A 21,436-nucleotide genomic window follows, 5' to 3' on the forward strand; every position below is an offset into this window, starting at 1 on the left:
GCAAACCCGGGGGCGAAATGGAGCAGATCAAAAGCGTGTGCCCCTACTGCGGGGTGGGCTGCGGGCTGGTGATGCAGGTGGAAAACCAGCGCATCATCAGTGTAGTGGGCGATAAAAGTCACCCGACCAACCAAGGACGGCTGTGTACCAAAGGCAAAAGCTGCGCCGGGGCGATAACCGCGCCCGGTAGACTGGATAGCGCGTATCTGCGCGTGTCGCGCCAGCATGAGCCGGTACGTACGGCGATGGATGAGGCCATCCGCGAAACCGCCCGGCGGTTGCGTGGCATTATCGATAAGCACGGCCCGGATGCGCTGGCGCTGTATGTCTCGGGGCAGATGTCTTTAGAAGCGCAATACCTGGCGAACAAGCTGGCGAAAGGGTTTATTGGCACCAACAATATCGAGTCCAACTCACGCTTGTGCATGGCCAGCGCCGCCAGTGGCTACAAACTCTCGCTCGGCGCGGATGGGCCGCCGGGCTCTTATGACGACTTTGAACATGCCGATCTGTTTTTGGTGATTGGCGCGAACATGGCCGACTGCCATCCGATCCTATTTCTGCGCATGATGGAGCGCGTCAACGCCGGGGCGAAACTGATTGTCGTCGACCCCCGGCGTACCGCCACAGCGGAAAAAGCCTCGCTCTTTTTACAGATCAAACCCGGCACCGACCTCGCGTTGCTTAATGGCCTGTTGGCGTGGCTGATGCAAAACGGCCAACTGGATAACGATTTTATTGCCCAACACACCGACGGCTGGCAGGCGATGCCGGATTTCCTGCTGGACTATACGCCGCAGCAGGTGGCAGAGCGCACCGGGCTGCGTGAAGCCGACATTCGCCAGGCGGCGCAGTGGATTGGCGAGGCGGGCGAATGGATGAGCTGCTGGACGATGGGGCTAAACCAGAGCACACACGGCACCTGGAGCACCAACGCGTTATGCAATTTACACCTCGCGACCGGCGCGATTTGCCGACCGGGCAGCGGGCCGTTTTCCCTTACCGGCCAGCCGAACGCGATGGGCGGTCGGGAAATGGGTTACATGGGCGGCGGGCTGCCAGGCCAGCGATCGGTGCTGGTAGAAGAAGATCGCGCTTTCGTCGAACACCTGTGGCAACGCCCGCCGGGCACGCTGCGCAGCGAGGTTGGCGGTGGCACGGTCGCGTTGTTTGACGCGATGAGCGCAGGTGAGATCAAAGCCTGCTGGATAATCTGCACCAACCCGGTCGCCACCGTGCCAAACCGTGAAAAAGTGATCGCCGGGCTGGCGCGCGCCGAACTGGTGATCGCCCAGGATGCGTTTCTTGATACCGAAACCAACCGCTATGCCGATATCCTGTTGCCGGGCGCGTTGTGGGCAGAAGCCGAAGGGGTGATGGTCAACTCCGAACGCACCATGACGCTGATGCAGCATGCGGTATCCCCGCCGGGCGATGCGCTTGCCGACTGGCAAATTATCGCCAGCGTGGCGTGTGAGATGGGGTATGCCGAGGGCTTTCGCTACGCCAGCGCCGCCGAGGTGTTTGATGAAATCCGCGCCGCTCACAACCCGGCAACCGGCTACGACATTCGCGGCGCAAGCTACGCGCGGCTGCGCCAGACGCCGTTGCAGTGGCCTTGTGCGCCGGATGATGATCAAACGCGTCACCCCATTCGCTATTTGCAGGATAACGGGCGCGTGTGTTTTGCCACCGCCAGCGGCAAGGGGCAATTTTTTGCCCGCCCGGATCTCGCGCCGGCCGAAATGCCGGATGACGACTATCCATTGGTGCTCAACACCGGACGCGTGCAGCACCAGTGGCACACGCTCACCAAGACCGGCAAAATCCCGCTGCTCAATACGCTCAACCCCGGACCGTTTATTGAAATCGCGCCCGAGGACGCGCAACGGCTGGCAATAAACGAGGGGGATTGGGTTGATATCCGCTCGCGGCGCGGTAAGGCGCGGCTGCCAGCGGTGGTGACTGACCGTGTGCGACCCGGCAACAACTTTGCCCCCTTTCACTGGAACGATCTGTTTGGCGAGAACCTGGCGATTAACGCGCTGACCAGCGATGCGCTGGACCCTGTTTCGCTGCAACCCGAACTGAAACACTGTGCCATCGCGCTGGTGCGCAGCGAACAGCAGCCTGCGCCCGCCGCTGCACCCGCAACGGATGAGGACAGCGGGTTAGTGCTGGTGCTGTGGGCTTCCACCACCGGCAATGCGCAGGCGTTTGCCCGCCGCTGCGCCGAACAGCTTCTGCATGCCGGGCTGGCGGTACAACTGCGCGCGATGGATAACGTGAGCATTCGTGATATTGCTGGCGCACCGCGCGTGTTACTGCTCGCCAGCACCTTTGGCGATGGCGATCCGCCCGCTAATGGCACGGCGTTATGGGCTGCGTTGAACGCTGAAAACGCGCCTACGCTGAGCGAGACGGCGTTTTCGGTGCTGGCGTTTGGCGATGCCAGTTACGCTCAGTTTTGCGGTTTTGGCCGCAAACTCGATACCAGGCTGGCCGCCCTTGGCGCACAGCGGTTGCTGGCGTGCTGTGAGTGCGACGCGGGCGACACCGACGCGGCGCGGCAGTGGCTGGCGGCGATCCACACTGACATTCTGCGGCTCGGCGCGCCGCCGCAAAGCGCGGAGCAACCCACGGCGAAGCCCGGTTTCAGCCGCCACGCTCCCGTCAGCGTGCCGCTGGTCACTAACCAATTGCTGAGCGCGCCGGGGGCGGAAAAGGAGATCCGTCAGTTCGCTTTTGATCTGCAAAGCAGTGGGCTGAATTACGAAGCGGGTGACGCGCTCGGCGTCTGGCCGCGCAACTGCCCGCAGCGGGTCGCCGAAATCCTCGACCTGCTGGCGCTGGATGGGCAACGCGTGGTGCAGGTTAGCGGCGTGGGCGAGATGACGTTGCAGACTGCGCTTTGCGACTACTTCGACATCACGCGGATCACCCCGGAGGTGCTACGTCTGGTCGCTGAGCACGCGAAAAGTGAGACGCTAAACAGTCTGCTTGCCAGTGAAAACCAGCAGGAGCTGGCGCAGTGGCTGTGGGGGCGGCAGGTCATCGACCTGTTGCAGTGTTTCCCGGTTCACCTTTCCGCAGAACAGTGGCTTGCGGCGCTGCGGCGCTTACAGCCTCGGCTCTATTCCATCTCCTCCAGCCCGACCGTTTCCCCGCAGCGCGTTGAACTGACGGTTTCCACCGTGCGTTATGGCGACAGCAAGCAACGCGGTGGTGTGTGTTCGACCTTTCTGGCGGATCGCGCCGAGCGTGTGGCGATCTTTATTCAGCCCTCGCCGCATTTTCGTCTGCCAACCGATCCGAACACGGCGGTGATCATGGTCGGTGCAGGCACCGGAATCGCACCGTTTCGCGGTTTTTTGCAGGAGCGCCAGGCCACGCGGGCGAGAGGCGATAACTGGTTGTTCTTTGGCGAGCAGCATGCGTCCACGGATTTTTACTACCGTGAGGAGCTGGAAGCCTGGCAGCGCGACGGCATTTTACAACGCTTCACCTGCGCGTTTTCCCGCGATCAGGCGCAGAAAATCTATGTTCAGCACCGCATGCTGGAGCAGGGTGAAGAGTTGTGGCGCTGGTTAGTTGCCGGGGCGCACTTTTATGTTTGCGGCGATGCGAGCCAGATGGCGAAAGATGTCGAGAACACCTTAAAGCAGGTGGCACAAACCTTTGGCGGTATGAGCGCTGACGAGGCGAACGCATGGCTGGCAGCCATGGCGCGGGAAAACCGCTATCAGCGCGATGTCTATTAAGCGTGGATGCAGCCGACACGGCGGGTTTTTAATCGCCGATATTCGTGAGGTTAGCCAACAGTGGGCGATGCTCGGTGGCATCTGCCCACTGTAGCCCGGAAGCATTCTGTGCCGACGGCTATTTTCCGTTCTGTAACAAAGTCAACAGATCCGGTGTTTGCGTATCGCGTTCGGGCTCTGCGGCCAGGCGATCTTCCGGGAGCTTACACAGCAAGCCTGCCGTCAGGCCGATCAAGGATGTTGGCGGGTAATCCTGCCACTGTCCTGGCGTGTTCATGCGGGCGATTTTGTCGCCAGTGGCAAAATGCTCTGAAAAGAAGAGCTTATGTACATGGGCGAATTGGTGTGTATCACAGTTCACGACCAGGCTTTGGCGTTCGCTGCGAATCATCATCAGCGGATTCTTTTTCACCGGCATGCCTTCGTTGTAGTTATGAATCACGTCAATACGGCGCAAATAGGGGTTGCCGTCGTAAAGGGAAATGGCGCGAAAATCCAGATAGCTGACGCCGCTGCTGAGTGTCACGAACTTAACGACCCGCTTGGGTGGTGTTTCCTCTTGCGTAACGGTGGCACTCGGATGGCTGGTGCAGCCGGACATCAGCAGCAGTGCTGAGCCAATAAACAGAGATTTTTTCATTTTTGCTCTCCTTGCAGATCCGGGCGCACCGCCAGTAACTCGTCCTTGCTGACCTTGCCCTGAATCGAGCAGCGCAAAAAGGTTTTGCCTTCACTCACTTCCAGCATAGCGAGTTTTTCCACGCTATCCGCAGCAGGAGCAATACCGCTGACGGCGGTTTTGTTGACCCGCCATGTTGTCTCACCGGCGCGTTTGATCAGCGGATTGCCGTAATACCCGTCAGTGACTTTTTGCCAGTGAACATCAGGCAACGCAGCTATCACCGCAGACATGGGCTCTTCGATCACCCATCCCCAGAAGTAATAATCGCCCAATTTGCCCAGTGACTCTTGAGACCTGTCGAAGCCAGAAATGGTGAGCTGATTTATGCGCAAAGGCTTGCTAAACCAAACGGTATCGGCGCCGTCTTTCGGCGCGGCAAACCAGGCGTGATGCTGCTTATCTGTCACCAGTGGCGCGGTGTGCGCCAGCGTTGCCCGCTGCTTATAGAGTTCATTGAAAAAAGTGCTGTCGCAACGCAGCAAACTTTCTGTCAGCGTTTGCGCCTTCGCGGCTCCTGTCATCGTCAGCGTGAGCAGTGCCAAGTGTAGAAAAAAAGATTTCATGTTTGTCCTTAAGGGTATGCGCCGTTTGTTATTACGGCTCCATTTTTTCATCGTCAGCAGAAGTGCGTACACAGGTATCGGCATGAGAGGCCTGGCCTTTACATGAAAACGAGGCGGGCAAGGTTTTTTGCATATTTATTAAGGTGTATTATTTATGCATCTTAATTATTGGTGACGTGTATGGCTGGCCCCCGGATCCTGCGAGAAAAACTGACTATCCGCAAAATGATTGCCCTTTATCAGCGCGCCTGCCCGGATGCGGTAAGCAGCGTGGCGCACTACGCGGATTTGTATGCTTATGCGGAAAAGCGGCTGGATAAATGTGTGTTTGGCGAGGAGAAACCGGCCTGCAAACAGTGCCCGGTGCACTGTTACCAGCCTGCGAAACGCGAAGAGATGAAACAGATTATGCGCTGGGCGGGGCCGCGAATGCTGTGGCGTCACCCGGTGCTGACGGTGCGTCATTTGATTGATGATAAGCGCCCGGTGCCGGAGTTGCCGGAGAAGTACCGGCGTAAATAACCGTTGAGAAAGCAGGGCGAGTATTCGGGAAGGCTGGTTATGCGTTTGCCGGATTGGCGGTTTTACGGCTCTGTTGACGCGCAATGAAACGCCCGACGCGCGAAACGCCCGTCGGGTCTGTGGCTATAACGTCTCTTTATCAATACCTAATCGTTTCATTCTGGAGAGCAGCGTCGTGCGTTTCAGCCCCAGTCGCTGCGCCGCGCCTTTTGGCCCGGCGACCACGCCGTTGGTTTCCCGCAGCACGCGCACAATCAGTTGATACTCATCTTCCCCTTCACGCGCCACTTCAGCGGGCGGTTCAGGTGCGAAGGACGGCACGGCGATTTCCGGCATTGAGAGTTGCAGCACGTTGCCGCGTGTGAGCAGCACCGCACGCTCGATCACGTTCTCCAGTTCACGCACATTCCCCGGCCACTCCATCGCACTCAGCACACGCAAGGTTTCTGCCGGAATGCTGTCGATATTGCGCCCCATTTTGCGTGCGATTTTAAAGGTGAAGGCTTTCACCAGCAGCGGAATATCTTCCGGGCGCTCGCGCAGCGGCGGCAGGTGGATGGGGAACACATTTAGACGGTAATAGAGATCGCTGCGAAATTCCCGGTCGGCGACCATCTGTTTGAGATCGCGGTTGGTGGCGGCAATCAGCCGCACATCAGTCTGGATCAGTTTATTGCTGCCGAGGCGCTCAAACTCCTGCTCCTGCAACACGCGCAGGAGCTTGGGTTGCAACTCAAGCGGCATATCGCCCACTTCGTCAAGAAACAGCGAGCTTTTATCCGCCAGCTCAAAACGCCCGATGCGCTGTGCGCTGGCACCGGTAAACGCGCCGCGCTCGTGACCAAACAGATCGCTTTCCAGCAGCCCGGCCGGCATTGCCGCGCAGTTCATCTTCACCATCCGGCGGCTGTTGCGTTTGCTAAGGTTATGAATGGCGCGCGCGATAAGCTCTTTGCCAGTACCGGTTTCGCCAAGGATCAGCACCGTACTGTTGCTCTGCGCCACCATCTCAACCTGCTTGAGTACGCGGAACATCGCATCGCTGCGCCCGATAATCTCGCCAAATTCACTGTCGACATTATTCAGCTGTTCAGTCAGTGCGAGGTTTTCATCCACCAGCCGCTCTTTCAAACGGTGGATCTCCTGGTAGGCCAGCGCGTTATCCACGGCAATGGCGATGCGCTCGGCAATCTGGCGCAGCAGCTTCAGGTTCGCCGGGGTAAAGACCTCTTTCTGGCACTGCGCCAGTTTCAGCACGCCCAGCAGATTTTTCCCGGACATCAGCGGCAGCAGACACAGGGTCTGAATTTTATTGCCCCAGGTTTCAAACAGCATCCGCTCGTAGGGGGCGAGTTTGTCGCGCTCATGCAGATTAATTAGCAGCATCTCTTTGCTGCTAAATACTCGCTCGGTCAGCGTCCCCTGTTCGTCGACTTCCTGCGTTTCATGGGCGGGGTCGGCTTCGTCCAGATAATGCGTCGAGTAGATGGTCAGTTTGCCCTTGCGGCTGCCGCGCAGCACCAGGCTAATGGCATCGATGCCGAAGTAGTAGTGGATCTCTTTCGCTACTTCACTGACCAGTTCATCCATATGCAGCCGGGAGAGCACCGCGTTGGTGATGGCGACCAGAATGCGAAAATCGTCCCGCTCCTGACACAGAAGTTCGTAGTCCGGCGTGGGGTGGTCGCGGCTTTGCAACTGCTCGGCAACCACGGCAACGATTTGCGTCAGCGTATGCAGACGCTCGGTCTCTTTGTCGCTCCATGGCCTGTCGCTGGTGCGAAAAAATTCGCAGCCGCCAAAAATCTGCCCTTCAGCAGCGAGCGGCAGCAAGCAGTAATGGGCAAACGCCGGATAGATCCGGCTTTCGGCAACGGCGGGCCAGGTCTCGCTAAAGAGTTGCGCGGTGCAGTGCAGCGCCTGCGGGTGAGAGAGAATATGCCGCACCGGGCCGCCTGCCAGCAGCGCCTGGTCGTTATATTTGGCGCTGTTGTCAGGTGCTTGCACGGCGTAACGGCTGGCGAGATGGCTGTCGGCATGCCACAGCACAATCGCGGCGTTGTCGGCGAGACCCGACTGGCGGGTCAACCGGGTTAACGTTTCACAAAGCGCGGCCATATCGGGCTGTTGTAATAACATCCGCGTTATATCAAACAATCCTTGTTGCCCGAGATCACTCATCGGTGTATACGACATTTTGCTTTTCCAGGAACACACGCAGAAGGTGTGAAAAAATTAATAAAAATAAAAAGTTAACAAATTCGTGGTAATGGCTCGGCATGGGGTAAATCCAGCAGGCGCTTCACTCCATAAAGGCCTGTCAGACGTACACCTTTGCGTTCGACCACTTCGCCAATCATTGCGGCGTCGCGCCCTAAAGGATGAGCGCGTAATTGTGCCAGCGCCTGCTCTGCGGCTTCACGCTGTACGGCAATCACCAGTTTGCCTTCGTTGGCAAAATTCAGTGCATCCAGCCCCAACAATTCGCAAACCCCGCGCACTGCCGGTTTTACCGGTAAATCTCGTTCATTTAACTCAATGCCGTAACTGCAGGCGGCAGCGAACTCATGCACCACGGCGTTAACACCGCCGCGCGTGGCGTCGCGCAGGGCTTTTACGCCGGGAAGGTCGCGCAGTTGGCTAATCAACGGGGTCAGCACCGCGCAGTCGCTGGTCAGTTCGCCATCCAGTCCTAAGCCTTCGCGCAGGTTAAGGATGGTCGCGCCATGATCGCCCAGTGTGCCGCTTGCCAGCAGCACGTCGCCGGGTTGCAGCGAAGCCGCCGCCCAGTGAATGGACGCCGGGATAGCACCAATACCGCTCGTATTGATAAATACTTTATCGGCTGCGCCGCGCTGCACCACTTTGGTATCGCCGGTAACAATGGCGATATCGGCGCTATGGGCGGTGGCGGCCATGCTTTCAACAAGGGTCTTCAGCGTTGCCATTGGCAGCCCCTCTTCAAGGATAAAACCGCAGGAGAGGAAGCGCGGTATTGCGCCGCTAACGGCAATATCATTTGCCGTGCCGCACACCGCTAGCTTGCCGATATTGCCGCCGGGAAAGAACAGCGGATCGATAACGTAGCTGTCGGTGGAAAACGCCAGCCGATCGCCGCTTGCCGTAAGTTCTGCCAGATCGAGACGCGCCTGATCTTCCTGCTCGGCAAGCCAGGGATTGTCGAACGCTTCTAAAAAAAGTTGGCTAATGAGTTGTTGCATGGCCTGGCCGCCGCTGCCGTGCGCCATCTGCACTTCATTCATGCTTCACACTCCTGAGCACGATATTGATACCAGGCCGCGCAGGCACCTTCTGATGAAACCATCAGCGCACCGAACGCGCTTTGTGGGTTACAAGTATTACCGAACAGCGGGCACTGGTGCGGTTTACAGCGGCCGGTCAGCACGTCACCGCAGCGGGCGCGCGGATCGTCATACACTTGCTGTACCGCAGGTCGAAAATGCGCTTCGGCGTCAAAGCGTTGATACGCAGGCGTCAGATGCACACCGGATTCGCCAATCATGCCCAAGCCGCGCCACTCGCTGTTGCCGCGCACGGTAAACACCTCGGCAATGGCGGCCTGCGCCAGCCGGTTGCCTTCGTCCGGTACCACACGGCGATACTGGTTTTCCACCTTGCTGTGGGCGGCGATTTTCTGCTCAACCAGCATCACCACGCCCTGCAACAGATCGAGCGGCTCAAACCCGGCGACCACCAGCGGGCGCTGATACGTATCGGCGATAAAGGTATAGGCGCCGGTGCCGATCACCATGCTGACATGTCCCGGCGCGAGAAATGCGTCGATGCCGTTGTCCGGCTGCTCCAGCAGGCTGCGCAGCGTTGGAATCAGCGTAATGTGCTGACAGAAAAACCAGAAGTTATCGAGGTTACGGGCTTTTGCCTGCTGCAAGGTAATGGCGGTGGCGGGCATGGTGGTTTCGAACCCCAGGCCGAAGAACACCACTTTGCGCTGCGGATTTTTTTCCGCCAGCGCCAGCGCATCCATTGGTGAATAGACAATCCGCACATCCGCGCCGCGCGCTTTTGCTTGCAGCAGCGAGCCGTTTTTTCCCGGCACGCGAATGGCGTCACCAAAGGTGCAGAAAATCACCTCCGGGTGCTGGGCGATCTCCACGCAGGTATCAATCCGCCCCATTGGCAGCACGCAAACCGGGCAGCCGGGACCGTGAATAAACTCAATATTTTCCGGCAGTAACTGATCGAGGCCAAATTTGAAAATAGCGTGCGTGTGCCCGCCGCACACTTCCATAATGCGCAATGGGCGCGCGGCGCTATAAGAGAGATGTGCTGCCCGTTCACGCAGGTGATCAATCAGTTGCATCACCTGTTCCGGAGCACGGTATTCGTCGACAAAACGCATTATTTCTCCTCGCCGTATAGCAGCGCGCCGACATCGGGTTCGACATCGAACATATTTTGCAGCGCCGCCAGCGTATCCAGCGCTTCTTCTTCGTTAATTACGCTCATGGCGAAGCCGACATGCACCAGCACCCACTGGCCGAGACGCGACTGACCGTTTTCGTCGGTGTTGCCGACCAGCGTTAAATCGACATCGCGCTGAATGCCGCTGACATCCACTTTGGCTTGCAGGCCATCAATGGCGCAAATTTGCCCCGGTACGCCTATACACATCGTTGCGTCTCCAGCCAGTCAAGCCAGGCGTCCATTCCGTCGCCTTTGGTGGCGGAAATCAGCATGATTTCAATGCTCGGGTTCACTTCACGCGCATAGGCGATGCACTGCTCAACGTTAAAATCGAGGTAGGGCAGCAAATCCACTTTATTGAGCAGCATCAATGAGGCGGCGGCGAACATATGCGGATATTTCAGCGGCTTGTCTTCGCCTTCTGTCACTGACAGCACCGCCACTTTATGGCGCTCGCCGAGGTCAAAACCCGCCGGGCACACCAGATTACCGACGTTCTCAATAAACAAAATGCCGCGATTTTCCAGCGCCAGGCGCGGTGCGGCGTCGGCAATCATCTGCGCATCAAGATGGCAGCCTTTACCGGTGTTGACCTGAATCGCCGGCGTGCCGGTCGCGCGAATGCGCGCGGCATCGTTAACTGTCTGCTGATCGCCTTCAATCACCGCACAAGGGACGCGCGTTTTCAGGCACTTAAGGGTTTCGGTAAGCAAGGTGGTTTTGCCGGAACCGGGGCTGGAAACCAGATTTAGCACCAGTTGCTGCGAAGCGGCGAAACGGGCGCGGTTGCGGGCGGCGATTTGGTTGTTTTTTTCCAGCACGTCGATTTCCACTTCCACCATCCGCCGTTGGCTCATGCCGGGCGCGTGGGTACCGGCTTCACCGTGACCATAATGCAGGTCGCCGTGTTCCAGTTGGGTTGGGCGAAAATCGTCGGTTTTGACACCGGTGATTTTCAGCGCCGGGCGAGCGGCAGGGGAGAACGGAGTACCGCGAAACGCTGAGTGCGGGTTATGTTCGTCACCTTCAATATAAAGGTTACCGTCCTGACAACCACATGTTGTACACATTGTTTACTCCTCAATTTCCAGCCGCTGAATTTGCATTCCGTCATCGGCGACAATTTGCAATTGGTCGCTGTGGCACTGCGGACAGCGGCGCACACGCTGGGTAAGTAACGTCACATACTGTTGGCAGGACTCGCACCAGCATTCCGCCTGTTGTTGTTCGATGTGCAGTGTACAACCTTCCGCCAGGCTGCCACGGCAAACCAGATCAAAACAAAACGTTAAAGCTTCCGTTTCTACACAAGAAAATGCGCCGACTTTCAGCCACACGCCGGTGACCCGACGCGCGCCGTTTGCTGACGCCTGTTGTTCAATGATTTCCAGCGCTCGCTGGCAGAGGGTGATTTCGTGCATAACGCCTCCTGATGACATTGCGCCCTTGTATGCAATAAGAGTGCCATTGCGCCTTTTGACACGGTGACGATGTCGACAATGTCGAGATGACACGTCGAAAGGGTAAGCTTTTTCCATTTATTTCTTTATAAATTAATGAGTTAAATTTTGGCATGGATGATGCTATATCGCCGTTGTTTTTCATTAACCGGGTAAGCAGACATGACGATATGGGAAATTAGCGAAAAGGCAGATTACATTGCCGGGCGGCATCACCGCCTGCAGGAAGAGTGGCGCAGCTACTGTAACGCGTTAGTTCAGGGGGTTACGCTTTCCAAAGCGCGGCTGCATCACGCCATCGGCTGTGCGCCAGAGCAGCAGCTTTGCTTTGTACTGTTCGAACACTTCACGGTTTATATCACCCTGAGCGGCGGCTTTAACGGTCACACCATCGAATATGCAATTGCCAATAAAGAGAGCGATGAGCGACGCGTGATTGCCAAAGCGCAGCTCTCCAGCGATGGCAAGGTTGATGGTGCGTTCAGCGTGCGCGATCGCGAGAAAGTGCTTGAGCATTATCTCGGCAAGATCGCCGCCGTTTACGACAACCTGTATGCCGCAATGGAAGCGGATACGCCGGTCAATCTCACCACGCTTGTCAGCCACGCGCCTGCGCTGGCCTGAGTTTGGGTGTCGACATGTGTCGAAGTGACACATAGCGCGACACGTTTCGTCAAAAATGACCGCCCGTAACCAGGGTGAATCACCTGAGGATTTGCTGGTGAACCGTTTTGTAATTGCCGATTCGGCGTTATGTATTGGGTGCCATACCTGCGAGGCTGCCTGCGCCGAAACGCATCGCGCGCATGGCCTGCAGGCGATGCCGCGGCTGCGCGTGATGCGCAACGAAAATGAGTCCGCGCCGCAGCAGTGTCATCACTGCGAAGACGCGCCTTGCGCGGGCGTTTGCCCGGTGAACGCGATCAACCGCGTCGATGGCGCAGTGCAGTTAAATGAAAGCCTGTGCATCAGTTGCAAGCTGTGCGCGATTGCTTGTCCTTTCGGCGCGATTGAGTTTTCCGGTAGTCGCCCGCTGGATATTCCCGCCAATGTTAACTCGCCAAAAGCGCCCGCCGCGCCGCCAGCGCCCGCGCGCGTCAGCTCGTTGCTGGACTGGGTGCCTGGCGTGCGGGCCATTGCGGTGAAGTGCGATCTCTGCCATTTCGATGCAGAAGGCCCGGCCTGCGTACGGATGTGCCCGACCAAGGCGCTGCATTTGGTCAATAACCGGGATATCGCCAGAGCCAGCCGTCGCAAACGCGAGCAAACCCTCAATACGGACTATGGCGATTTATCGCTGTATACGCAGCTAAACCGGAGCGCGAAATGACTATCCTCTCTTTGTTAAGCGCGGCTGTCGCGGTGCTTACCTGCGCCGCCATGTTGGCCTATCTGTTTATGCCGTTCAAAGCGTTAAGCGGCCTGTTTGCCGGGCTTGGCGGCGCGCTCGGTTGTGCGATGGCGGCGGCCTGCGGCGTGATGGCATTAACAGAAGCCGTCACGGTGAGTGGCATGATACCGCTGATTCAGTATCACATTCTGGTCACACCGCTGAGCGCCGTATGGCTGATAACGCTCGGCGTGTGCGGCGGTTTTATTAGCCTGTTTACCATTCACTGGCATCGCCATGAAGCGGTGAAAGCTAACGGTCTGCTGATGAACTTACTGTTGGCTGCGGCGCTGTGCGCGGTGAGCGCGGCAAACTTCGGTGCGCTGGTCATCATGGCGGAAATCATGGCGTTGAGCGCGGTATTCCTTACCGGCTGTAGCAAATCCGGCAAGTTGTGGTTTGTCATGGGCCGCTTCGGTACGGGGCTGCTGGCGGTGGCCTGCTGGCTGCTGTGGCAGCGGTATCAGACGCTTGATTTTGTGCAGCTCGGTACACATGCGCTCGGTAGCGACATCTGGCTGCTTGGCGTGGTTGGTTTTGGCCTGCTGGCCGGGATTATTCCGCTGCATGCATGGGTGCCGCAGGCGCATGCTACCGCGCCCGCACCTGCGGCGGCGCTGTTTTCCACGGTAGTAATGAAAATCGGTTTGTTCGGCATTCTGAGCCTTTCACTGCTCGGCGGCCAACCGCCGCTGTGGTGGGGCGTTGCGCTGCTGGTATTTGGCGTCATTACCGCCTTTGTCGGCGGTCTGTATGCGCTGATGGAGCACAATATCCAGCGCCTGCTGGCCTATCACACGCTGGAGAACATCGGCATTATCCTGCTTGGCCTTGGCGCAGGCGTTACCGGCCTTGCGCTGCAACAACCTGTTCTGCTGGCGCTGGGGCTGACCGGCGGCCTGTATCACCTTTTCAACCACAGCCTGTTTAAAAGCACGCTGTTCCTCGGCGCGGGTACGCTGTGGTTTGGCACCGGTTATCGCGATATCGAAAAACTGGGCGGCATCGGTAAAAAAATGCCGGTTATCTCGCTGGCGATGCTGGTCGGGCTGATGGCGATGGCGGCGCTGCCACCGCTCAACGGTTTTGCCGGTGAGTGGGTGATTTATCAATCCTTCTTTGGTTTAAGCGCCAGCGGTCATTTCCTGCTGCAACTGCTGGGGCCACTGCTGGCAGTTGGCCTGGCGATTACCGGTGCGCTGGCGGTGATGTGCATGGCGAAAGTCTATGGCGTCACGTTTCTAGGCGCGCCGCGTAGCGCTCAGGCGGAAAACCCGCGTTCTATTCCCTGGTTAATGACTGGCGTGGTCGCCGCGCTGGCCATTTGCTGCGTTATCGGCGGTGTGGCTGCGCCGTGGCTGATGCCGCGCCTGTTTGCTGCCGTGCCGTTGCCGCTACAAATGGCGAACACCGTGGTGTCGCAGCCGATGATTGCGCTGCTGCTGATTGCCACGCCGCTGCTGCCGTTGCTGCTAATGATGCTGTTTAAAGGCGATCGCCTGCCTGCCCGTCGCCGTGGTAGTGCCTGGGTGTGCGGTTACGATCACGAAAAGTCAATGGTGATTACCGCGCATGGTTTCGCTATGCCGGTGAAAGCGGCCTTTGCCCCGGTTTTGAAGCTACGGAAATGGCTGGAGCCGCGGCTTCCTGTTCCCGGCTGGCACGGTGATAGCGCGCCGGTGCTGTTTCGTCGGCTGGCGCTGATTGAGCTGGCGGTGCTGGTGGTAGTGGTGATTTCACGAGGAGCCTGATGATGAGTTTTCTGTTTGCTTTACTACAGGCGTTGGTGTTGTTTGCCGTTGCGCCGCTGCTTTCCGGCATCAGCCGCGTGGCGCGTGCGCGTTTGCATAACCGGCGCGGGCCGGGCGTGTTGCAGGAATACCGCGATCTGCTGAAACTGCTGGGGCGGCAAAGTATTGCCCCGGCGGCGTCTGGCTGGGTATTTCGCCTGACACCGTTTGTGATGGTAGGTGTTATGTTGACCGTCGCGACCGCGTTACCGGTGGTGACGATTGCTTCGCCGCTGCCGGAACTTGGCGATCTGATCACGCTGATTTACCTGTTCGCCATTGCCCGCTTTTTCTTTGCCATCTCCGGGCTTGATACCGGCAGCCCGTTTACCGGGCTTGGTGCGAGCCGCGAAGCGATGCTCGGCGTACTGGTGGAGCCGATTTTACTGCTTGGCTTGTGGGTGGCGGCGCTGGTCGCTGGCTCAACACACATTAGCTACATCACCAATACCGTCTATCACTGGCCGCTATCTCGCAGCATTCCTCTGTTCCTGGCGCTGTGCGCCTGCGCGTTCGCCACCTTTATCGAAATGGGCAAACTGCCGTTTGATCTCGCGGAAGCGGAGCAGGAGTTACAGGAAGGGCCGCTATCTGAGTACAGCGGCAGCGGTTTTGCCGTGATGAAGTGGGGCATCAGCTTAAAACAACTGGTGGTACTGCAACTGTTTGTTGGCGTGTTTCTGCCCTGGGGGCAGATGACCACCTTTAGCGCCGCCGGTTTGCTGCTGGCGCTGGTGATAGCCGTGGTGAAACTGGTCGCTGGCGTGCTGATTATCGCCCTGTTTGAGAACAGCATGGCGCGTCTGCGTTTTGTCGCGACCTCGCGTGTGACCTGGGCCGGTTTCGGCGTCGCCTTTTTAGCCTTCGTCTCCTGGTTGGCGACGTATTAAGAGAGTTTGAGCATGTCTGAAGAAAAAATCGGTCAACACTATCTTGCCGCCCTGCACGAGAAATTTCCCGGCGTGGTGCTGGATGAAGCGTGGCAGACCAAAGACCAGATCACGGTCACCATCAAAGTGAACTACCTGCCGGAAGTGGTCGAGTACCTCTACTACCAACAAGGCGGTTGGCTTTCTGTCCTGTTTGGCAACGACGAGCGCAAGCTGAACGGCCATTTCGCCGTCTATTACGTGCTGTCGATGGAGCAGGGCGTAAAATGCTGGATCACGGTGCGTGTGGAAGTGGATGCGTTGAAACCGGAATACCCGTCGGTAACGCCGCGTGTGCCCGCAGCGGTATGGGGCGAGCGTGAAGTGCGTGACATGTACGGCCTGATCCCGGTGGGTCTGCCGGATGAGCGCCGCCTGGTGTTGCCGGATGACTGGCCGGATGAACTCTACCCGCTGCGTAAAGACAGCATGGACTATCGCCAGCGTCCTGCACCGACCACCGATGCGGAAACCTACCAGTTTATTAATGAACTGGGTGATAAGAAGAACAATGTGGTGCCGATTGGCCCGCTGCATGTGACCTCGGACGAGCCGGGCCATTTCCGCCTGTTCGTTGACGGCGAAAATATTGTCGACGCCGACTACCGCATGTTTTACGTCCATCGCGGCATGGAGAAGCTGGCGGAAACCCGTATGGGTTACAACGAAGTCACTTTCCTGTCCGATCGCGTCTGCGGCATCTGCGGTTTTGCCCACAGCACGGCCTATACCACCTCGGTTGAAAACGCGATGGGCATTGTCGTACCGGAACGCGCGCAGATGATTCGCGCCATTCTGCTGGAAGTCGAACGTTTGCACTCCAACCTGCTCAACCTTGGTCTGGCCTGCCACTTTGTCGGTTTTGACTCCGGGTTTATGCAGTTTTTCCGCGTGCGTGAAGCCTCCATGAAAATGGCGGAAATACTCACCGGGGCGCGTAAAACCTACGGCCTGAACCTGATTGGCGGCATCCGCCGTGACATGTTGAAAGACGACATGATCCAGACTCGCCAGTTGGCACAGCAGATGCGCCGCGATGTCACTGAGCTGGTGGAGATGCTGATGAGTACGCCGAACATTGAGCAACGCACCGTGGGCATTGGTCGTCTCGACCCGCAAATCGCCCGCGATTTCAGTAACGTTGGCCCGATGGTGCGCGCCAGCGGTCACGCCCGTGACACCCGTGCCGATCACCCGTTTGTGGGCTATGGGCTGTTGCCGATGACCGTGCATACCGAACAGGGCTGCGATGTGATTTCACGTCTGAAAGTGCGCATCAACGAAGTGCTGACCGCGCTCAATATGATCGATTACGGTCTTGATAACCTACCTGGCGGCCCGCTGATGGTGGAAGGTTTTACCTATATTCCGCACCGTTTTGCGCTCGGTTTCTCTGAAGCGCCGCGTGGGGACGATATCCACTGGAGCATGACCGGCGATAACCAGAAACTTTACCGCTGGCGCTGTCGTGCGGCGACGTACGCCAACTGGCCGACGCTGCGCTATATGCTGCGCGGTAACACGGTTTCCGACGCACCGCTGATCATTGGCAGCCTCGACCCTTGCTACTCCTGCACCGACCGCATGACGGTGGTGGATGTGCGGAAGAAGAAAAGCAAGGTCGTGGCTTACAAAGAGCTGGAGCGTTACGGGATTGAGCGTAAGAACTCGCCGTTGAAATCGTGAGGGGAGAACGGTAGCGATGTTTACCTTTATCAAAAAAGTGATCAAAACCGGCACGGCAACCAGCGATTACCCGCTGTCACCGATGCCGGTCGATAAAAATTTTCGCGGCAAACCGCAGCACAACCCGCAGCAGTGCATTGGCTGTGCGGCGTGCGTAAATGCCTGCCCGTCGAATGCGCTGTCGGTGGAAACGGATCTGGCCACCGGCGAGCTGGCATGGCAGTTCAACCTGGGGCGCTGCATCTTCTGCGCCCGTTGCGAAGAAGTGTGCCCGACTGCCGCCATCACGCTTTCGCAAGAGTATGAACTGGCGGTGTGGAACAAAGCCGATTTCCTGCAACAGTCGCGCTTTGAGCTGTGCCAGTGCCGTGAGTGCACCCGACCATTCGCAGTGCAAAAAGAGATCGACTACGCCATTGCGCTGCTGGCGCATAACGGTGATAGCCGGGCAGAGCAGCACCGTGAAAGTTTTGAAACCTGCCCGGAATGTAAACGCCAGAAGTGCCTGGTGCCGTCCGATCGGATTGAATTGACCCGCCATATGAGAGAGGCCAGCTAATGAGCCAGCTGTTAGGTCCGCGCGATGCGGACGGTATTCCGGTGCCGATGACGGTGGAGGAGTCCATCGCCAGCATGAAAGCCTCGCTGCTGAATAAGATCAAACGTTCCGCCTATGTCTACCGCGTGGACTGCGGTGGCTGTAACGGCTGCGAAATCGAGATTTTCGCTACGCTTTCGCCGCTGTTCGATGCCGAACGCTTTGGTATCAAAGTGGTGCCGTCACCGCGCCACGCCGACATTCTGCTGTTTACCGGGGCGGTCACCCGCGCGATGCGTTCGCCTGCGTTGCGTGCCTGGCAATCTGCGCCGGATCCCAAAATCTGTATCTCCTACGGCGCATGCGGCAACAGCGGTGGTATCTTCCACGACCTGTACTGCGTGTGGGGCGGCACCGACAAAATTGTGCCGGTGGATGTCTATATTCCCGGCTGCCCGCCAACGCCCGCGGCCACTTTGTATGGTTTCGCCATGGCGCTGGGGCTGCTGGAGCAGAAAATTCACGCCCGTCTGCCAGGTGAACAGGACGACCAACCGGCCGAGATTTTGCACCCGGCGATGGTGCAACCCCTGCGCGTGAAAGTGGATCGCACCGCCCGTCGGCTGGCGGGTTACCGCTACGGCCGCCAGATTGCTGATGACTATATGCGTTTACGCAGCGTAGGCGAACATGAAGTGGTGCGCTGGCTGACGCAGGAAAACGATCCGCGCCTGACCGAGATTATCAGCCACCTGGACCAGGTGGTGCAGGAGGCGAAAATCTGATGGGCGAATCGGTGGTCTTTAGCCAGTTGCGGCGTAAATTTATCGACGAGAACGACACTGCGCCCGCACAGGCGCAGCAAGTGGTTTATTACAGCCTGGCTATCGGCCACCATCTTGGGGTGATCGACTGCCTGGAAACCGCGCTCTCCTGCCCGTGGGACGATTATCTGACGTGGATCGCCACGCTGGAAGCGGGTAGCGAAGCGCGGCGCAAAATGGAAGGCGTGCCGCGCTACGGCGAAATTGTTATCGACAGTACGCACGTGATGCTGCTGGCAAACGCCTTTGATCGGGCGCAGGTGCGGCAAAATGCGCAACAGCTTGCCTGGAGCAAAGCGCTGCTGTCGATGCTGCATGATATCCATCAGGAAAGTGCCATCTATTTGATGGTGAGGAGATTGCGTGACTGACGTATTGCTGTGTGTGGGTAACAGTATGATGGGCGACGATGGTGCAGGCCCGTTGCTGGCCCAAATGTGTGCTGAAAACCCGCAAGGCAACTGGCAGGTGATTGACGGTGGCAGCGCGCCAGAGAACGATGTGGTCGCCATTCGCGAGCTCAAACCTTCACGGTTGCTGATTGTTGACGCCACAGATATGGGATTAAACCCTGGCGACATCCGTATTGTTGACCCGGATGACATTGCCGAAATGTTCCTGATGACCACTCACAATATGCCGCTCAACTACCTGATTGATCAGCTTAAAGAGGATATTGGCGAGGTGATTTTTTTGGGGATTCAACCGGATATCGTTGGTTTTTATTATCCGATGACGCCGCCAGTAAAAACGGCAGTAGAGCGTATCTACCAGCAGTTGGCGGGCTGGGAAGGTAATGGCGGTTTCGACAATTTATAAACAGCGCGCCGGTTGCCCGGCGCAGTGGCTTAACGGCGGCGTTTTTCCGTGTACATCACTTTGTCGCAGTCTTCCAGCATATCGCGCAGCGTGGCGTATCGACTGCCGCCGTTTTCGATAATGCCGTGCGAATAGTTGATGTGGTAATTCTTACCGGACAGCTGATCGATGGCATCCATCCGCGACTGCAGATCGAATAAAAACGCATCCACGTCATTCACGGCGAGATTTCCCAGCAGTACGGCAAATTCCCCGCCGCCCAGACGTGCGGCGATATCCTGCTCTTTAAGACATTTCGTCAGGTTGCTGGCGAAGATTTTTACCACCTCATCGCCCTCTTTGCTACCCAGTAACTCATTGATGGCTTTCAGATTATCTATGCTGAAATAGAGCAGGCTGAAGGGTTTTTTATGCTCTTTTAGCCACGCGAAGCGCTTCTCGCCGGTGCGGTAAAAACCGCGATTGTTTGGCATCCCGGTCAGGCTGTCGGTCATCGCCATGCTAAGAATTAAAAACTCATCTTCCACAATGGCGGCGAAGTCGAGCAGAGTGTTGATTTCTGCGCTGGAGAACGGACGCGGATACGTGTCGATAATACAAATCGTCCCGGCAATCGCACCGTCTGGCAGGCGCACCGGGCAGCCTGCGTAAAAGCGCACCCAGGGCTCACCAACGACAAACGGGTTATCGGCAAAACGCGGATCGGCGAGGGTATCTTTCACAATGAAAGTCCCCTCTTCGAGGATGGCGTGTGCGCAAAATGAGAGATTGCGCGGTGTTTCGTGAGTATCGACACCGCTGCGCGACAGTAGCCACTGGCGATCGCGGTCGAGCAGGCTGATGATCGCGATCGGCACGTCAAAGGTGGTCTTCGCCGTACGGGTTAACCGGTCAAAGCGCTCATCATCCTTTTTATCAAGCAAATCCATCATGTATAGCGACTTAAGCCGCTCGATTTCATTGACTGGCATGGCCGGAAAGATCATAGCTCACCCTCGCTCTGTTCTATTTCCTCAAGTGTAGACAGTTCTTCTGATCATTGCGTTATATATCCGTAACTTGCCTATGCGCGCACAAAATCGATAAATGCCTGTAAAGGCGCAGGAATTAGCCGGCGGGAGTTGTAATAGAGATACGGGCCATTGAACGACAGCCACCAGGGTTCCAGCAGCGGTATCAGTTCCCCCTGATCCAGTGCCGGGTGCAACCACTCTTCAAACAGATAGATAATGCCGCTACCGGCAATCGCGGCTTGCACCGCCAGTTCCACTGCGCTGCCAACGCTAACCACTAATGACCCGCTGACCTGCACGCGCAGCGGCTCGCCATCACGCTCGAACTCCCACTCCGGGCTTACCCCGCTGGCGTAACGCCCACGAATGCAGTTGTGAGTAATAAGATCGCGCGGATGTTGCGGTATGCCATGTTGTTGCAGGTAAACGGGCGCTGCGGCGGCGGCAAAACGTTGGCGACGCGGGCCAATGGGTAGCGCGACCATATCTTGCTCCAGACATTCGTCATAGCGTATACCGGCATCACAGCTGTCGCGAAAGACATCCTGAACGTTACTTTCGGCAACGATTTCCAGTTGGATATCCGGATATTGCGCCAGAAAGGCAGGTACGATGGCCGGCAGCACCAGCCTGGCGGCACTCACCGGCACGTTCAGGCGCAGCGTACCGCTGGGCGTGGAACGGAAACGGTTGATGGCGTCCAGCGCGGCGTCCACTTCGCTCATTGCTGGTTGCAATCGCTCCATCAACGCTTTACCTGCATCGGTTAGCACCACGGTGCGGGTGGTACGGTTAAACAGACGTACGCCGAGCTGCTGTTCAGCGCGGCGCACCGCATCACTCAGGCGGGAAGGGTTGGTGCCGGTCACGCGTGCGGCTTCGCGAAAGCCTCCGGCGTTAGCGACAGCCACAATGGCATTCAGCAGAGCGAAGTCCAGTTTCATTGTTCGGTTAACCGTACAGTGTGTATGAATTTCAGCGGATTGTTGCACAGCAACGATGCTCCTACAATC

General features: G+C 57.7%; 21 protein-coding genes. 11 read left to right on the top strand and 10 right to left on the bottom strand.

Translation table 11 applies throughout. The annotated features are described in order from the left end of the window. Positions 1–17 precede the first annotated feature (17 nt). Positions 18–3,761 (top strand): bifunctional nitrate reductase/sulfite reductase flavoprotein subunit alpha, encoded by a 3,744-nt coding sequence (locus E0L21_RS09130; protein WP_131408732.1) that lies wholly within the window; start codon positions 18–20, stop codon positions 3,759–3,761. Between the two features lie 118 nt (positions 3,762–3,879). Here E0L21_RS09130 and E0L21_RS09135 read toward each other — a convergent pair whose 3' ends face one another. Together E0L21_RS09135 and E0L21_RS09140 are read right to left on the bottom strand one after the other, a co-directional pair. Beyond that, the gene (locus E0L21_RS09135; RefSeq protein WP_131408734.1) at positions 3,880–4,401 is read right to left on the bottom strand and encodes a surface-adhesin E family protein; all 522 of its coding nucleotides are present in this window, start codon (positions 4,399–4,401) and stop codon (positions 3,880–3,882) included. Then, positions 4,398–5,006: a hypothetical protein gene (locus tag E0L21_RS09140; RefSeq protein WP_131408736.1), complete on the bottom strand. Its 609-nt coding sequence runs from the start codon at positions 5,004–5,006 to the stop codon at positions 4,398–4,400. Before E0L21_RS09140 ends, E0L21_RS09135 begins: the two co-directional genes overlap by 4 nt. A gap of 180 nt (positions 5,007–5,186) precedes the next feature. On the opposite strand from E0L21_RS09140, the gene E0L21_RS09145 reads away from it, so the two are divergent. Then, a complete protein-coding gene (locus E0L21_RS09145; protein ID WP_131408738.1) occupies positions 5,187–5,528 on the top strand; it encodes a nitrous oxide-stimulated promoter family protein in 342 nt (113 codons plus the stop codon). 123 nt (positions 5,529–5,651) lie between these two features. Here the strand turns inward: E0L21_RS09145 and flhA are convergent, their stop codons facing one another. Genes flhA through hypA form a run of 6 tightly spaced genes read right to left on the bottom strand, consistent with a single transcriptional unit; the run spans position 5,652 to position 11,395 of the window. After that, positions 5,652–7,724: a formate hydrogenlyase transcriptional activator FlhA gene (flhA, locus tag E0L21_RS09150; RefSeq protein WP_131408740.1), complete on the bottom strand. Its 2,073-nt coding sequence runs from the start codon at positions 7,722–7,724 to the stop codon at positions 5,652–5,654. Between the two features lie 56 nt (positions 7,725–7,780). Beyond that, positions 7,781–8,791: a hydrogenase expression/formation protein HypE gene (hypE, locus tag E0L21_RS09155; RefSeq protein WP_131408742.1), complete on the bottom strand. Its 1,011-nt coding sequence runs from the start codon at positions 8,789–8,791 to the stop codon at positions 7,781–7,783. After that, complete coding sequence (gene hypD / locus E0L21_RS09160) at positions 8,788–9,909, bottom strand: hydrogenase formation protein HypD (protein WP_131408744.1); 1,122 nt, start codon at positions 9,907–9,909, stop codon at positions 8,788–8,790. Before hypD ends, hypE begins: the two co-directional genes overlap by 4 nt. Beyond that, positions 9,909–10,181 carry a HypC/HybG/HupF family hydrogenase formation chaperone gene (locus tag E0L21_RS09165; protein WP_131408746.1) on the bottom strand — a complete coding sequence of 91 codons (273 nt, stop codon included), beginning with the start codon at positions 10,179–10,181 and terminating at the stop codon, positions 9,909–9,911. The genes hypD and E0L21_RS09165 overlap by 1 nt, the downstream gene beginning before the upstream one ends. Further along, on the bottom strand, positions 10,172–11,044 hold the full coding sequence (gene hypB / locus E0L21_RS09170) for a hydrogenase nickel incorporation protein HypB (RefSeq protein ID WP_131408748.1): 873 nt from the start codon (positions 11,042–11,044) through the stop codon (positions 10,172–10,174). Before hypB ends, E0L21_RS09165 begins: the two co-directional genes overlap by 10 nt. A 3-nt stretch (positions 11,045–11,047) precedes the next feature. Further along, positions 11,048–11,395, bottom strand: a complete 348-nt coding sequence (gene hypA / locus E0L21_RS09175; RefSeq protein ID WP_045511032.1) for a hydrogenase maturation nickel metallochaperone HypA — start codon at positions 11,393–11,395, stop codon at positions 11,048–11,050. 201 nt (positions 11,396–11,596) lie between these two features. Between hypA and hycA the strand changes: the two genes are divergently transcribed. The 9 genes from hycA (at position 11,597) to hycI (ending at position 19,410) form a co-directional block, all read left to right on the top strand. Next, entirely contained in the window at positions 11,597–12,058 is a 462-nt protein-coding gene (hycA, locus tag E0L21_RS09180; protein WP_131408750.1) for a formate hydrogenlyase regulator HycA, read from the top strand. A gap of 97 nt (positions 12,059–12,155) precedes the next feature. Then, the gene (locus tag E0L21_RS09185) at positions 12,156–12,764 is read left to right on the top strand and encodes a 4Fe-4S dicluster domain-containing protein (RefSeq protein WP_131408752.1); all 609 of its coding nucleotides are present in this window, start codon (positions 12,156–12,158) and stop codon (positions 12,762–12,764) included. Next, complete coding sequence (gene hycC / locus E0L21_RS09190; RefSeq protein WP_131408754.1) at positions 12,761–14,575, top strand: formate hydrogenlyase subunit 3; 1,815 nt, start codon at positions 12,761–12,763, stop codon at positions 14,573–14,575. The genes E0L21_RS09185 and hycC overlap by 4 nt, the downstream gene beginning before the upstream one ends. Positions 14,576–14,577: 2 nt before the next feature. Then, positions 14,578–15,504 (top strand): respiratory chain complex I subunit 1 family protein, encoded by a 927-nt coding sequence (locus tag E0L21_RS09195; protein ID WP_131409059.1) that lies wholly within the window; start codon positions 14,578–14,580, stop codon positions 15,502–15,504. Between the two features lie 12 nt (positions 15,505–15,516). Beyond that, on the top strand, positions 15,517–17,229 hold the full coding sequence (gene hycE, locus E0L21_RS09200) for a formate hydrogenlyase subunit HycE (RefSeq protein ID WP_131408756.1): 1,713 nt from the start codon (positions 15,517–15,519) through the stop codon (positions 17,227–17,229). Positions 17,230–17,245: 16 nt separating this feature from the next. Beyond that, the gene (locus tag E0L21_RS09205; RefSeq protein WP_131408758.1) at positions 17,246–17,788 is read left to right on the top strand and encodes a formate hydrogenlyase complex iron-sulfur subunit; all 543 of its coding nucleotides are present in this window, start codon (positions 17,246–17,248) and stop codon (positions 17,786–17,788) included. After that, the gene (locus E0L21_RS09210; RefSeq protein WP_131408760.1) at positions 17,788–18,552 is read left to right on the top strand and encodes an NADH-quinone oxidoreductase subunit B family protein; all 765 of its coding nucleotides are present in this window, start codon (positions 17,788–17,790) and stop codon (positions 18,550–18,552) included. Before E0L21_RS09205 ends, E0L21_RS09210 begins: the two co-directional genes overlap by 1 nt. Further along, the gene (locus tag E0L21_RS09215; protein WP_131408762.1) at positions 18,552–18,962 is read left to right on the top strand and encodes a formate hydrogenlyase maturation HycH family protein; all 411 of its coding nucleotides are present in this window, start codon (positions 18,552–18,554) and stop codon (positions 18,960–18,962) included. The genes E0L21_RS09210 and E0L21_RS09215 overlap by 1 nt, the downstream gene beginning before the upstream one ends. After that, the gene (gene hycI, locus E0L21_RS09220) at positions 18,955–19,410 is read left to right on the top strand and encodes a hydrogenase maturation peptidase HycI (protein ID WP_131408764.1); all 456 of its coding nucleotides are present in this window, start codon (positions 18,955–18,957) and stop codon (positions 19,408–19,410) included. Before E0L21_RS09215 ends, hycI begins: the two co-directional genes overlap by 8 nt. A 29-nt stretch (positions 19,411–19,439) precedes the next feature. Here hycI and E0L21_RS09225 read toward each other — a convergent pair whose 3' ends face one another. Then, entirely contained in the window at positions 19,440–20,396 is a 957-nt protein-coding gene (locus E0L21_RS09225; protein ID WP_131408766.1) for a sensor domain-containing diguanylate cyclase, read from the bottom strand. A 77-nt stretch (positions 20,397–20,473) separates the two neighbouring features. Next, entirely contained in the window at positions 20,474–21,367 is an 894-nt protein-coding gene (locus tag E0L21_RS09230; RefSeq protein WP_131408768.1) for a LysR substrate-binding domain-containing protein, read from the bottom strand. Positions 21,368–21,436: the final 69 nt, after the last annotated feature.

It is taken from the genome of Kosakonia quasisacchari (assembly GCF_004331415.1).
In the GTDB taxonomy this organism is placed as follows: domain Bacteria; phylum Pseudomonadota; class Gammaproteobacteria; order Enterobacterales; family Enterobacteriaceae; genus Kosakonia; species Kosakonia quasisacchari.

Coding starts and splice junctions, on each gene's coding strand:
- E0L21_RS09205 (WP_131408758.1), top strand. CDS start 17,246: ATGTTTACCTTTATCAAAAAAGTGATCAAAACCGGCACGGCAACCAGC.
- hypB (WP_131408748.1), bottom strand. CDS start 11,044: ATGTGTACAACATGTGGTTGTCAGGACGGTAACCTTTATATTGAAGGT.
- hypD (WP_131408744.1), bottom strand. CDS start 9,909: ATGCGTTTTGTCGACGAATACCGTGCTCCGGAACAGGTGATGCAACTG.
- E0L21_RS09145 (WP_131408738.1), top strand. CDS start 5,187: ATGGCTGGCCCCCGGATCCTGCGAGAAAAACTGACTATCCGCAAAATG.
- E0L21_RS09230 (WP_131408768.1), bottom strand. CDS start 21,367: ATGAAACTGGACTTCGCTCTGCTGAATGCCATTGTGGCTGTCGCTAAC.
- hycA (WP_131408750.1), top strand. CDS start 11,597: ATGACGATATGGGAAATTAGCGAAAAGGCAGATTACATTGCCGGGCGG.
- E0L21_RS09135 (WP_131408734.1), bottom strand. CDS start 4,401: ATGAAAAAATCTCTGTTTATTGGCTCAGCACTGCTGCTGATGTCCGGC.
- E0L21_RS09165 (WP_131408746.1), bottom strand. CDS start 10,181: ATGTGTATAGGCGTACCGGGGCAAATTTGCGCCATTGATGGCCTGCAA.
- E0L21_RS09215 (WP_131408762.1), top strand. CDS start 18,552: ATGGGCGAATCGGTGGTCTTTAGCCAGTTGCGGCGTAAATTTATCGAC.
- flhA (WP_131408740.1), bottom strand. CDS start 7,724: ATGTCGTATACACCGATGAGTGATCTCGGGCAACAAGGATTGTTTGAT.
- hycC (WP_131408754.1), top strand. CDS start 12,761: ATGACTATCCTCTCTTTGTTAAGCGCGGCTGTCGCGGTGCTTACCTGC.
- hypE (WP_131408742.1), bottom strand. CDS start 8,791: ATGAATGAAGTGCAGATGGCGCACGGCAGCGGCGGCCAGGCCATGCAA.
- E0L21_RS09130 (WP_131408732.1), top strand. CDS start 18: ATGGAGCAGATCAAAAGCGTGTGCCCCTACTGCGGGGTGGGCTGCGGG.
- hypA (WP_045511032.1), bottom strand. CDS start 11,395: ATGCACGAAATCACCCTCTGCCAGCGAGCGCTGGAAATCATTGAACAA.
- E0L21_RS09225 (WP_131408766.1), bottom strand. CDS start 20,396: ATGATCTTTCCGGCCATGCCAGTCAATGAAATCGAGCGGCTTAAGTCG.
- E0L21_RS09195 (WP_131409059.1), top strand. CDS start 14,578: ATGAGTTTTCTGTTTGCTTTACTACAGGCGTTGGTGTTGTTTGCCGTT.
- E0L21_RS09210 (WP_131408760.1), top strand. CDS start 17,788: ATGAGCCAGCTGTTAGGTCCGCGCGATGCGGACGGTATTCCGGTGCCG.
- hycE (WP_131408756.1), top strand. CDS start 15,517: ATGTCTGAAGAAAAAATCGGTCAACACTATCTTGCCGCCCTGCACGAG.
- E0L21_RS09140 (WP_131408736.1), bottom strand. CDS start 5,006: ATGAAATCTTTTTTTCTACACTTGGCACTGCTCACGCTGACGATGACA.